Here is a 13,465-nt window from a genome sequence, read left to right as displayed (position 1 = left end):
AAAGAAATTGCTTATTATATTTATGAATATTGTTTTTTGTAATAATCTTTGTAAGCTCCAGAAGTTACATTTTGTAACCATTCTTCATTATCTAGATACCAATTAATTGTTTTTTCCAAACCTTCCTCAAAAGTAACAGAAGGCTTCCATCCCAATTCTTTATTAATCTTAGATGCATCAATTGCATATCGCAAATCATGACCCGGTCTATCTTTGACATAAGTAATCAACTCTTGAGAAGTTCCTTCAGTTCTTCCTAATTTTTGATCCATTATTTGGCATAATAATTTAACCAAATCAATATTTTTCCATTCATTAAAACCGCCAATATTATAGGTTTCATGATTTTTTCCTTCATGAAAAACCAAATCAATAGCAATAGCATGATCTTCTACAAAAAGCCAATCACGAGTATAGTTTCCATCTCCATAAACTGGCAATGGTTTATTATTGATTATATTATTTATAAAAAGTGGGATTAATTTTTCAGGAAAATGATATGATCCATAATTATTTGAACAATTTGTCAAAACATAAGGTAAACCATAAGTCTCACCATAAGCTCTTACAAAATGATCTGAACTTGCTTTCGAGGCAGAATAAGGTGAATTTGGATCATAAGAAGTTCTCTCAGTGAAAAGTCCCTCTGCTCCAAGCGAACCATAAACTTCATCAGTACTAATATGATAAAAACGTTTACCTTCAAAATTATCTTTCCATAGATTTTTGGCAGCATTCAACAAATTCATTGTTCCAATTACATTTGTTTTAACAAATGCCAATGGATCCTCGATAGAACGATCGACATGAGACTCTGCCGCTAAATGCAAAACTCCATCAAATTTATGAAGTGAGAAAAGTTCGTTTATAAAATTCTCATCAACAATATCTCCTTTTACAAATGTATAATTAGATTGATTTTCAATATCCTTAATATTTTCCAGATTACCGGCATAAGTCAAAGCATCTAGATTGAATATTTGATATTCAGGATATTTATTTACAAAACGTCTAACGACATGAGATCCAATAAAACCAGCACCTCCAGTTATAAGAATTTTTTTCATTTGATTAATTTAATAAATCTGAATTTATTTTTTCCAACGCACTATATATGTCTTTAACATCTTGCGAGTTTTCCTTTTGCAAAATTAAATTTGCAGTATCTGTATAAACAAAAATAGTATTTTTTAGTCCTAAAAAAGTTGTATGCTTTCCTGACCCAATAACCATATTTCCATTTTTATCTACAGGATGATTTTTTGAAATCAAATAATCATAAACTGATTCAAATGAGCCTAAATCTGACCAGGAAAAAGCTGCGGGAACTACTTTTATTTTTTTACTACGTTCCATTACAGCATAATCTATGCTAATTGATGGTATTTCTAATGATAAATCCAAGTCTAAAAAACCATTTTTACTTGCTTCCCATACAGCTTTAGATTTTTCATAAACATCGGGCTGAAATTGCTTTAGTTCTTCTAAGAGAATGCTAGCCTTAAAACAGAACATTCCACTATTCCATAAAAAGTTTCCTTTTGCAATAAATTCTTTAGCAGTAGTTTCATTAGGTTTTTCTCTAAACGAAATCACTCTATCTCCTTTTGATTCTATGTAACCATAACCAGTTTCCGGCTTAGTGGGGATAATACCAAATGTAACAATAAATCCATCTTTTGCCTTTAATACAGCCTCATTAATAGCTTTATTATAATCCTCCATTTTATCTATAATATGATCTGAAGGGGTTACAATTAATATATCGTCAGGATTTGAAGCAAATGCAGCAAAAGCAATTGCAGCTGCAGTATTTCGAGGTGTCGCTTCAACTATATTTACATATGAAGTGTTGGTTTTATCCATGACATTACCACTTAAGTGATGATTATCAACATTTCCAACTACCATTACTTTATTTGCTAAATGACTGTTACGCTCGACAGTCATCTCAAATAAAGATTTATTTTCAAAAATTTCTAAATATTGTTTAGGTTGACTTTTTCTTGAAAGTGGCCATAATCTGCTTCCCACTCCTCCAGTCAAAATTACATGTATGATTGAATTGTTTGTTTCCATTTTTCTTTAAATAAGAAAAGGTTTTAGTCTCTATAATCTATTATCAGCTATAGTGCCTAAAACTCCTTTTACGTCATATATTAAACTATCTTCTTTTTGTAAGTCAGAAAAATTCAGTTTTAAAAATTCAGCATGTGCTACTCCTAAAACAATTGCATCGAATTTTTCTTCCGGAACAAAATTTATTGTTTCTAATTTATATTCTTTTTTGACCTCTGCTGTATTAGCCAAAGGATCGAATATAGTAACGGATATCCCGTATTCTTTCAATGCTCGCACAACATCTACAATCTTTGTATTACGAACATCAGGACAATTTTCTTTAAAAGTAATTCCAAGCATTAAAAGACTTGCTCCATTAACTGAAATTCCTTTTTTAATCATCAGCTTCACAATTTGTGACGCAACATATTCTCCCATACTATCATTTAAGCGTCGTCCTGCTAAAATTATTTCTGGATGATAACCAAACTCTTGAGCTCTTTGTGCCAAATAGTAAGGATCAACACCAATACAATGTCCTCCAACTAATCCTGGCTTAAAAGGCAGAAAATTCCATTTGGTAGATGCTGCTTCTAAAACTTCTTGTGTATCAATATTCATTAAATTGAATATTTTAGCTAATTCATTTACAAAAGCGATATTAATATCACGTTGTGAATTTTCTATAACCTTAGCTGCTTCTGCTACTTTTATTGAAGGTGCTAAATGTGTACCAGCTGTAATAACAGATTTATATAGCGCATCAACTTTTAAACCAATCTCTGGAGTTGAACCTGAAGTTACTTTCAGTATTTTTTCAACTGTATGTTCTTTATCTCCCGGATTTATTCTTTCAGGAGAATACCCCGCATAAAAGTCTTCATTAAACTTTAATCCTGATATTTTTTCTAAAACAGGAACACATTGTTCTTCAGTAACACCTGGGTAAACAGTTGATTCATAAATTACAATATCTCCTTTTTTTAATATTTTACCAACTGATTCACTCGATTTATATAAAGGAGTTAAATCAGGACGATTATTTTTATCAACCGGTGTTGGAACAGTTATTATAAAATAATTACAATCAGCTATATCATTTAAAGAGGTTGTACAATATAATCCAACTTTAGAACTAGAATTACTAACCAAAACTTTTTGTAAAGTTTCATCATCTACTTCTAATGTAGTATCTGTACCTGAATTTAAAGAAGCCACTCTTACCTCATTTATATCAAAACCTATAACTGAATATTTAGTAGCAAATAATCTAGCCAAAGGCAAGCCAACATAACCTAAACCAATAACCGCTATTTTTACATTTTCGCTCAATTTGTACTCTTTTTTATCTATTTCAGTCATAACAATTCACAGCTCCGCCGTTCTGAGTCACAAAGATTTGAAACAGACACTCTAAAATCATTTTCGGCAAATATAACATATTAAGTCAATTTATTCAATACGGTTTCCCGTATTACTAAAAAAACAAGCTATTAAAAAACAATAAGAAACAACAACCCTCTCTCAATCAGTTTATAAAAAAATACATTATAAAAAAAAACAGAAAATAAATCTCTATTTTGAAGAAATTTCACCTTCTGTTTAACAACAATAGCTACATAACAACGAAACTATTTATATTTTATTTTGAGTATACAACCTAAAGATTCAAGCATTAGTATATAATACGTATTTGATATTTCCTGAACCACCGCATCCTGATTGGTAAAAACTCCAGTCTCTAATTTTATACGATCCCCAACCTGAATTGAGCTTACTGTAATATCACTAACATTTGGAGCTTTAAGACTTGTTTTTATAATATTTATTTCTTCATCTCGAACAATAGCGGGCTTTCCTAACCAAAATAAATACCGAACGACGCCGGGAATTTGAAAAACAGAATTACGATCAATATCTTCTAAATAAACAAACACATACGAATTAAAAAGAGGAACCTCGATTTTCTTTTTTCTATCTGACCATTCCTTAATTTGAGTAATTAATGGACAGTAACACTCTATTTCAATCTCATTAAGCCTTTCTGCTACTTTCTTCTCCCACTTAGGTTTCGTATAAACTACATACCAATTCTTCATCTTTTTTTATATTGAAATAAAAATCTTAAACAATCCTCTCCCATTCATTTAATATCAAATTTCAATTCAATATTCTTACAATTAAGAACCTATACCTTTATAAATAAATCCAATTAATTCTAGTTCTTTTGCATTTAATATATTTCTTCCATCAAACAGAAACGCTGGTTTGTGCATCGAATCATAAATTTTTTGCCAGTCATAGGTTGTAAATTCGTCCCATTCTGTAAGAATTGCAATTGCATGAGATCCTTTACAAGCTTCGTATGCATTATCAAATATTGTTAACGCTTTACTATTTTCGTCAACAGTTCTGGTTTCAAGATAATCCAAATCGCTTAACATTTTACTTCTTGAAACTTTTGGATCGTAAACCGAAATTTTAGCTTGTTCATTAATCAAATCATCTGCTACATAGATTGCAGCTGATTCACGAGTATCATTGGTATCTTTCTTGAAAGCCCAGCCTAAAAATGTTATTTTTTTATCTGCAACGGTATTATATAATGTCTGAACAATTTTATTGGAAAATCTTCTTTTTTGATGATCATTCATTATAATTACCTGCTCCCAATAATCTGCAACTTCATTCAACGCATATGATTTCGCAATATAAACTAGATTCAAAATATCTTTTTGAAAACAAGAACCTCCAAAACCAACTGAAGCTTTTAAAAATTTAGAACCAATTCTACTGTCCATACCAATTGCTTTTGCTACTTCATTCACATCTGCACCTGTCTTTTCACACAATTCAGACATTGCATTTATAGATGAAATTCGCTGTGCCAAAAATGCGTTTGCAGTTAGCTTAGACAATTCTGACGACCAAACATTTGTTGTCAGGATTTTATCTTTGCTTACCCAATTTGCATAAACGTCAACTAATGCATCAATTGCTTCTTCGCCTTCTGGAGTTGTATCCCCTCCTATTAAAATTCTATCAGGATTCAACAAATCTGAAACGGCTGTACCTTCAGCTAAAAATTCAGGATTTGATAAAATTTGAAACTGAACTCCATTTCCTGTATTATCTAAAATACTTTTAATAGCCTCAGCTGTGCGTACGGGTAAAGTCGATTTTTCAACTACAATTTTATTTTGCTTTGCTACTTTAGCTATTTGTCTTGCACAAAGTTCGATGTATTTTAAATCTGCCGCCATACCTTTTCCTTTTCCATAGGTTTTTGTTGGCGTATTTACAGATATAAAAATTACCTGAGCTTCATCAATTGCTTTTTCTACCTCGGTTGAAAAGAAAAGATTTCTTCCTCTTGCTTCAGCTACAATTGCAGAAAGTCCCGGTTCATAAATAGGGATATTATCTGTATTTGGATCATTCCAATCTTGAATTCTTTGTTCGTTCAAATCAACAACAGTGACTTGAATATGTGGACATTTTTGAGCGATTACTGCCATTGTTGGACCTCCAACATAACCTGCACCAATGCAACAAATCTTTGTAATTTTCATCTATTTTCTATTATCTTGATCTTTATTTTATTTCAAATTACTCCAGTACCAATTCACGGCTTCTTTTAAGCCTTCTTGCAAAGAATATTTAGGATCATAACCCAATAACACTTTTGCTTTTTCGATACTTGCTAATGAATGAGGAATATCTCCGGCTCTATTTGCTCCATAAACAATTTTTACATCGGCTATTTTAGCATCAAACTCAGCTAAATATTCTTTTAAATATCCAACCAAATCATTTAATGTATTTCGATCACCAAATGCGGTATTATAAACCGTATTGATTGCTTCAGGATTTTGACTTAACATTGCCAGTTTATTCATTTGAATCACATTCTCTATATAAGTAAAATCGCGGGAATAATTTCCGTCACCATTAATTACCGGACTTTCATAATTCATTAACTGTAAAACAAACTTTGGAATCACGGCTGCATAAGCTCCGTTAGGGTCTTGCTTTCTTCCGAAAACATTAAAGTAACGTAATCCTATAGTTTGCAATCCGTAAGTTTTACTAAAAATTTCAGCATACAATTCGTTTACATATTTTGTAATAGCATATGGCGATAATGGTTTACCAATTACACTTTCTACTTTTGGCAATCCCTCAGAATCTCCATATGTCGAAGAACTTGCCGCATATATAAAACGTTTTACTTTTGCATCACGAGATGCTACTAGCATATTTAAAAAACCAGAAACATTTACATCATTTGTAGTAATTGGATCATTTATTGATCTTGGAACTGAACCTAAAGCAGCCTGATGCAAAACATAATCAACTCCGTCAACAGCTAAAACACAATCTGCAATATTTCGAATATCTCCCTCAATTAATTTAAAATTAGGGTTTTCTATAAAATCTTTTAAATTATGACGATGGCCGGTTGCAAAATTATCCAGGCAAACAACTTTATAACCTATTCCTAAAAAATATTCGGACAAATTTGAACCAATAAAACCTGCTCCACCAGTAATTAAAATTGTATTTTGAATTGATGTTTCCATTACGTCAGATTATTTTTTCTTGAATTTATTCAAAATTGATTTCCATAAGCCAGGCTTATCTTCTTCTTCATAATATCCGTTTGAATAAGCTCCATAACCGTAACCATATCCATAAGTTGCACCATATTTTGCTTTATTTTCATAACCATTCAAAACAATACTTGCATTTGTAAGCTCTCCACGTTTTATTCTGGTATTCAACAAAGTTATCATATCTTTCTTTGTATAATTTTGTCTTACGATATAAAGAGTAACATCAGCATACTGCGCTAATTCTAGTGCATCTGATACTAATCCAACCGGAGGTGTATCAAGAATAATGTAGTCGTATTTTTGTTTTAATTCAAAAATTAATTCCTTCATCACATCACTTAAAATTAACTCAGAAGGATTTGGAGGTATGGGACCAGATAATATAACGTCAAGATTTGGGATTTTTGTTGAGTTCGTAATTTCATCTAAACTGTTTTGTTTAATTAAGTAATTAACAACTCCAATTTGATTTTTTAAATTAAACTCGTCTCCCAACCTTGGTTTTCTTAAATCCAAGCCTACAATTACAGTTTTCTTTTCGCTCAAAGCAAAAACCGTAGCGATATTTATAGAACAAAATGTTTTTCCCTCGCCACCTATAGAAGAAGTAATCATTAAGGTCTTAGGCCCATTTACCTGCTGTTTTTTATATAAAAATTGCAATGAGGATCGAATTGTTCTAAATGCTTCCGAAAGTGCTGATTTTGGCTTATCAAACACAGCTAAATTAAGAGAATTTTTATTGACCCCAATTAATCCAATTAAAGGAATTTGAGTTAATTTACTAATATCTTCAGTATTTTGAATTGAATCATTAATAAATAGAAGACCAAAAATCATTAACAAAGGCACTAATATCCCTATAAATAAAGCCAGGATATAATTTACAGAAGTTTTGGGACCTAACAATCCTCCTCCGATATCTTTTGCAGAATCAATAAAATGAATATCTGATAAATTAGAAGCTTTCACAATTTCTGCTTCATTTCTTTTTTTGAGAAATTCAGTATAAATATTATCACTTAAGTCATACTTTCTCTGAATTTTCAATAATTCTTGTTGTTCTTCAGGAAGTCTTTTAACGGTACTTTCAGCTTGACCTATTTTAGCGTTTACAATCGACAAGTCATACATTAATGATGATTTTGCTGATGCAATATTTTCCAGCAAAACACTTTTTACAGCCTGCATTTGATTGTCAAAATCTTTAAAAATCTTATCACTTTTTACTGCATAAGCCATTTCTGATCTTTGAGTAGAAAGAGAAATAAGTTTTGACACATTAACCACAACATTTGGATCTTCAATTCCGGCAACTGATGGCGCTGGCAATCGTGAATAATCAACACTATTATTTAAATATGACTTTAAAGAATTGTAATAAGCAATTTTTCTTGTTACTTCATCTTTCTGAACATCAAAGTCCATTATCTTATCAGAGAATTTAGCTCCTCCTCCTTCAATCTCATAAATATTTTTATCTTTTCTAAAAGATTTCAGCTCGCTGCCAGTTTCTTTCAATTGTGACTCCATAGCAACAAGAGTACTGTCAATAAACCTGATGGTATTGGTGGCAAATTGATTTTTTCCGTCAAGTTGAATTTTTATCAGCATTTTTACTGTAGAGTTCAAATAATCTACCATTCTGGCTTTATTTGTCCCTTGCATTCCTAACGTTAGTATTGAGCCGCCTTTATCATCAGAACCTACAGTTATACCTCTATATCCCGAAACTGTCCCATCAAAATCATTAAATTTTACAAAATATTCATTCCCGATATATAAACCCGGATTATCATTTATTTGTAATTTCCAATTAAGAAACGGCAATGAAACTTGCTCTCCAACTTTATATTTCTTCACAAAAAGCTCTGTGGGCTGAACTGCGGTATTGCTATATGAATTATTAGAATATGTAATTAAGGAAACAGAATTGCTTTCGAAAGGAATTCTAATTTGATATTCGTTTTCACTTACAAATTTAATTCCAATTAGCTTATTTGCAAGCTGACCTTTTGACTTATCAATATTTACATAAAAAGGAACAGCACCATAAGCATCAATTAAATTGTATTTACCTTGTATTAAATAGTCAATATAAAATTGCAATTTACTTACAACTAATTCATTATGGGATCGAGATTGTAATATTGTAGAAATACCATTTACCTGATCTGAGATTCCTCCCCAATTAAAAACTAAACTTGTATTTGATGTAAAAAAAGGATTACTTTCTTCCTTAATAGAAATCAACGTTTGCATTCCATAAATTTTTTCTTTACGGATATTAATCTGGTAAGCAATTGTAAATGCAATTATCAAACTGGCTAAAAACCATTTCCAATAACTTAAAACCTTCATTAAGAAACCTTTAAAGTCAAAATTTGAATGATTCTCAAAAATGGAAAAATCTTTTATATCTAACATTTTTTGAATTTAGTTTTAGTTTTTAAGCAATAAAAAAACCGTAGTAGCCAATGATAAAAGAGTAACTATTGTACCAATAGATTCTATACCGGTTTTCCCTGTTCCCCAAGTTTTTTGTTTAAGTGGTTTTACATAAACATAATCATTAGGTTGTAAAGAATAATAAGGAGATTTCATCACATTAATATCAGTAAGATCCAGATCATTCATTTGCACACCTGTTGGCGTTTGACGAATTATAGTTACTGATTTTCTATCTCCTGTAATTGATATATCTCCAGCATTAGCAATGGCTTCCATTATATTTACGTGTTCTTGAAACAGTATTTTAGTACCTGTACTTCCTACTTCACCGTTTATCGTATATTTAAAACCTGCCAATTTTACAGTGACAAAAATATTAGCCTCACTTTTAAAATATTCTGCAAGTAATTTTTTTTCAATTATAAGTCTAACTTCTTCAATAGTATATCCTATAACATTTATCTCACCTAAAATAGGCATTCTAATATTTCCGTGATCGTCAACTGTAAAACCGTTAAAATACAAACCCGACTCAGATTTGTTTCCTCCGGCACTTTCTGTTGTATTAAAAATAGACACTAATTTAGGATCAATTGCCTTTATATCGACACTCAAAACATCACTAACTTGTAATCTGTAAGGTTTTGATTCAACAGCAGAAACTGTACTTTTTTCTCCTGCAGTATTTTTATCCTGTAAATACACAAGATCTTTTACAGGAATACAAGATGTAAATAATACACTAATTAATAGCAATATATAAAAACAGTTTTTTGTCATTATTGAAATTTTATCGCAAATATAGCTTTTCCTTTAATCTTCAGAAAATCTAAGTTTTATTTGGGTCTTATTTAATTGTTTTTGAAAGTTTTTTCGAACGGAACTCGATGTAAAATACTTCTTCCGAGTGTAATTTCGTCTGCATATTCTAATTCATCACCAACAGATATACCTCTGGCGATTGTAGAAATAACAATATCTGATTCGGCTATTTGCTTATAAATGTAAAAATTCGTTGTATCACCTTCCATTGTTGAACTAAGCGCAAAAATAATCTCTATAACTATTCCGGAATTTACTTTTTGAACTAAACTTGAAATATTTAACTGACTTGGGCCAACACCTTCTATTGGAGAAATTTTCCCTCCTAAAACATGGTAAATCCCTTTATATTGTCCTGTATTTTCAATAGCCATTACATCGCGAATATCTTCGACAACACATATAGTTTGATGATTTCTGGTTGAGTTTGCACAAATTTCGCAAATTTTTGTATCTGAAATATTATGGCAACTTTCGCAAAACTTAATATCTTCTCGCATCTTCAACAATGCCTGAGATAAAAATCCTGTTTGTTCTTTAGGTTGTTTCAATAAATGCAAAACCAGCCGCAATGCCGTACGTTTTCCAATTCCTGGCAATTGCGACATTTCGTTGACTGCTTTTTCTATTAGTTTTGATGAAAATTCCATGACGACAAAAGTAATATTTTTAATGGTTTAGTAGACTTGGGGACAACTAAATTCAGTATTAATATCGAATGCTGATTATAACTATAAAAATTCTTTTGAGCCAGATAGAAACGACATTCTTTTTCTGGCTTCTTTAGCCAGAAAAAGATATAGTGAATAGCTGGAAAAAGCTCCTAAAAAATTTAATATTGATTAGTTGCCAATAAAACCAAAGTACAAGCAACTTCCGCCTTAATATTATTCAATTCTAACAATTGATATAATTCAGGATTTTCTGTGCCTGGATTAAAAACTACTCTTTTTGGCTGAGCCTCTATTATATAATTATAATAATCACGCTGACGTGATGGATTCAAATATAAAGTTACTGTATCTATATTTTTAACCGGAATCGCTTTAGTATAAATTTTCACACCTGAAACTTCACCTGTATTTTGACCAATTGCCAAGACTGTATGCCCTTTATCAACTAGCATATTTATGGCTTTAAAAGCGTAACGATCTGGTTTTGTGGTAGCACCCAGAACTAAAGTTTTTTTATTTTTCATCATTTTTAAATATGTTACAAAAGTAATCAAAAAGAACGAGGTTAGTTTAAGTTATTGTTTTAGAAATAAAAACAATATCCTAACAAGAATTTGCTTTCAGGTATCAAAAAATAACTATTTTTACCTTACTAACCAAAACAGCATGGATTTATTCATTTATTTATTTGCCGCTCTTTTCTCTGTCCTGAATCCAATTGGGACAGTTCCAATTTTCGTTGGACTTACTCAACATGATTCTCAGGAGGAGCGTTCAAGAATTTCACTCTGGACTGCCATAAACGTATTTATCATTTTAATAGTTTCTTTTTTTATCGGCCAATATGTTCTAAGTTTTTTTGGAATTAGCATTGATGCCTTAAGAATTGCAGGCGGAATTGTAATTGTAAATTCTGGATTCTCATTGTTATCCGGAAAAATAAATAAAAAACGAGGAATCAACAAAAAGGTCGAGACCGATGCGCAACAACGTAATGATATTGCGTTAACTCCATTAGCAATACCAATGTTAGCCGGCCCGGGATCAATTTCTTTACTTATTGCATTTTATCAGGAACATCACGGAATGGAAGAAATTATCATTTCGTCTTTGGCTATTTTAGCAATTGCTGTCGCAATTTTTGCAATTTTAAAAAGTGCACATTATTTAGCCAGAATATTAGGAGCTTCAGGAATTGTGGCTATTTCGAGAATTGTTGGTTTTATAGTAATTTCTATCGGTATTCAATATATCGTAAGTTCGATTATTAATATAGTTAAAGGAAATTTGATGTAGTTTTTATCTTTGAAACTCATAATTTTTAACTCAAATGGCGTTATCTTTGATCTTTTAGAAAATTTACATTCATTATGGAACAGAAAATACATCAGGGAAGAAACGTAAAACGTTTCAGAGAAATGCTTGGCATCAAACAGGAAGCATTAGCTTTTGATCTGGGAAATGACTGGAATCAAAAGAAAATTTCTATGCTGGAGCAAAAAGATGTAATTGAAGAGGATATACTTAATCAAATCTCAGATGCATTAAAAATTCCTGTCGAAGCTTTTCAGAATTTTGATGAAGAGCAAGCAGTTAATATTATTTCAAATACTTTTAATATTGAAAAAGAGGCTTATATAGGAAATTCTAAGCCTGTATTCAATATCAATCCATTCGACGAATTAAAAAAACTTCATGATGAAAAAATTGCTTTATACGAGCGTATGTTGAAAGAAAAAGATGAAATGATGACAAGACTTGAAAAATTAATCAATAAATAATTATTAGAAATTCTCATTTATATAAAAAATGCTCAACAAATAGTTGAGCATTTTTTATTATATCAAATTCTAAGAACGAACCTTAATTTCTTGGCAAAAAAACTTCTGCCATCATACATCTGGCGCTTCCGCCACCACAAGCTTCAATTGTATCTAAACTTGAGCTTAGGATTTCAGCATGGTTTTCTAATTGAGCGATTTGTTTTGGAGTTAAACTCTGGTGTGCTGATGCACTCATGACGATATATTTTTTATCGTTTGTTCCTCTAACTTCTAACATATTACCTGCAAAATTATTTACCTGAGCCTCTGTAATCAGAATAACTTCTTTTTTATCGGCTTTTAGGTTTTCAAGAACCATTTTGCGTTCTTTTTTATCATCAATGCAATCTGCACATATCACCGCAAAAGTCTCTCCCAAACACATCATAACATTGGTATGATAGATTAGCTTACGTTCTCCGTCAACCGTTTGAAAAGCTTCAAAAATAACCGGAGCATAATCAAAGTCTTCACAAAATTCGATAAATAATTCCTCATCAGCACGAGGAGATAATGCGCAATACGCTTTTGAATTAGCACGATCTAAAAGCAAGCTTCCGGTTCCTTCAAGAAAAAAACCATCTTCTTCTGCCGATGTGTAATCCATTATATTATTAATCACAAAACCTTTATCTTCAAGAGTGTCTAAAATATCTTCGCGACGTTCCTGACGACGATTCTCAGCAAACATAGGATAAAGTGCTACATCTCCGTTTTCATGGAAGGAAACCCAGTTGTTTGGAAAAATACTATCCGGCGTATCTGTTTCTAATGTATCATCTATAACCGTAACATCAACTCCAACTGCTCTCAACTTTTCTACAAAAACATCAAATTCTTGTTGTGCTTTTGCATTTACAGTACTTGGTAAAAGTCCGTCTAATACTTTTTGGTAATAATTATTTACGGCAGTTTGCTCATTCATTCTAAAAGCAACTGGCCGAATCATTACTATTGCATTTGTCGTTTGTTTCATCTTTTTTAGTTTTTCACCATATAAGTTATATAAGTTCATTTA

13 protein-coding genes are annotated in these 13,465 nt (G+C 31.2%); 2 read left to right on the top strand and 11 right to left on the bottom strand.

What is annotated here, in order from left to right; translation table 11 throughout:
• Positions 1-20: 20 nt before the first annotated feature.
• The 10 genes from rfbB to BXU01_RS15680 form a co-directional block, all read right to left on the bottom strand.
• Entirely contained in the window at positions 21-1,067 is a 1,047-nt protein-coding gene (gene rfbB / locus BXU01_RS15725; protein WP_083694070.1) for a dTDP-glucose 4,6-dehydratase, read from the bottom strand.
• 4 nt (positions 1,068-1,071) lie between these two features.
• Positions 1,072-2,079: a mannose-1-phosphate guanylyltransferase gene (locus BXU01_RS15720; protein ID WP_083694069.1), complete on the bottom strand. Its 1,008-nt coding sequence runs from the start codon at positions 2,077-2,079 to the stop codon at positions 1,072-1,074.
• Positions 2,080-2,109: 30 nt separating this feature from the next.
• Positions 2,110-3,423 (bottom strand): nucleotide sugar dehydrogenase, encoded by a 1,314-nt coding sequence (locus BXU01_RS15715; RefSeq protein WP_083694068.1) that lies wholly within the window; start codon positions 3,421-3,423, stop codon positions 2,110-2,112.
• A 269-nt stretch (positions 3,424-3,692) separates the two neighbouring features.
• Positions 3,693-4,160, bottom strand: a complete 468-nt coding sequence (locus BXU01_RS15710) for a UpxY family transcription antiterminator (protein ID WP_083694067.1) — start codon at positions 4,158-4,160, stop codon at positions 3,693-3,695.
• 81 nt (positions 4,161-4,241) lie between these two features.
• On the bottom strand, positions 4,242-5,633 hold the full coding sequence (locus BXU01_RS15705) for a UDP-glucose 6-dehydrogenase (RefSeq protein WP_083694066.1): 1,392 nt from the start codon (positions 5,631-5,633) through the stop codon (positions 4,242-4,244).
• A gap of 27 nt (positions 5,634-5,660) precedes the next feature.
• Positions 5,661-6,644, bottom strand: coding sequence for an SDR family oxidoreductase (locus BXU01_RS15700; RefSeq protein ID WP_083694065.1), 984 nt, complete (start codon positions 6,642-6,644; stop codon positions 5,661-5,663).
• A 9-nt stretch (positions 6,645-6,653) separates the two neighbouring features.
• Positions 6,654-9,104, bottom strand: a complete 2,451-nt coding sequence (locus tag BXU01_RS15695) for an exopolysaccharide transport family protein (RefSeq protein WP_083694064.1) — start codon at positions 9,102-9,104, stop codon at positions 6,654-6,656.
• Positions 9,105-9,119: 15 nt separating this feature from the next.
• Positions 9,120-9,908: a polysaccharide biosynthesis/export family protein gene (locus BXU01_RS15690; RefSeq protein ID WP_083694063.1), complete on the bottom strand. Its 789-nt coding sequence runs from the start codon at positions 9,906-9,908 to the stop codon at positions 9,120-9,122.
• Between the two features lie 71 nt (positions 9,909-9,979).
• Positions 9,980-10,600, bottom strand: a complete 621-nt coding sequence (recR, locus tag BXU01_RS15685; protein ID WP_083694062.1) for a recombination mediator RecR — start codon at positions 10,598-10,600, stop codon at positions 9,980-9,982.
• A gap of 182 nt (positions 10,601-10,782) precedes the next feature.
• The gene (locus tag BXU01_RS15680) at positions 10,783-11,148 is read right to left on the bottom strand and encodes a CoA-binding protein (RefSeq protein ID WP_083694061.1); all 366 of its coding nucleotides are present in this window, start codon (positions 11,146-11,148) and stop codon (positions 10,783-10,785) included.
• A gap of 142 nt (positions 11,149-11,290) precedes the next feature.
• Here BXU01_RS15680 and BXU01_RS15675 point away from each other — a divergent pair, with 142 nt between their 5' ends.
• Entirely contained in the window at positions 11,291-11,920 is a 630-nt protein-coding gene (locus tag BXU01_RS15675) for a MarC family NAAT transporter (RefSeq protein ID WP_083694060.1), read from the top strand.
• Positions 11,921-11,994: 74 nt separating this feature from the next.
• Positions 11,995-12,405 (top strand): helix-turn-helix transcriptional regulator, encoded by a 411-nt coding sequence (locus tag BXU01_RS15670; RefSeq protein WP_083694059.1) that lies wholly within the window; start codon positions 11,995-11,997, stop codon positions 12,403-12,405.
• Between the two features lie 82 nt (positions 12,406-12,487).
• On the opposite strand, the gene ctlX is transcribed toward BXU01_RS15670, so the two are convergent.
• Positions 12,488-13,423 (bottom strand): citrulline utilization hydrolase CtlX, encoded by a 936-nt coding sequence (gene ctlX / locus BXU01_RS15665; protein WP_083694327.1) that lies wholly within the window; start codon positions 13,421-13,423, stop codon positions 12,488-12,490.
• Between the last annotated feature and the right edge of the window lie 42 nt (positions 13,424-13,465).

Source organism: [Flexibacter] sp. ATCC 35103 (assembly GCF_001975985.1).
Lineage (GTDB): Bacteria > Bacteroidota > Bacteroidia > Flavobacteriales > Flavobacteriaceae > Flavobacterium.
The sequence above is the reverse complement of the archived record's forward strand: the minus strand, read 5'-3'. Positions and strand labels throughout refer to the sequence as shown.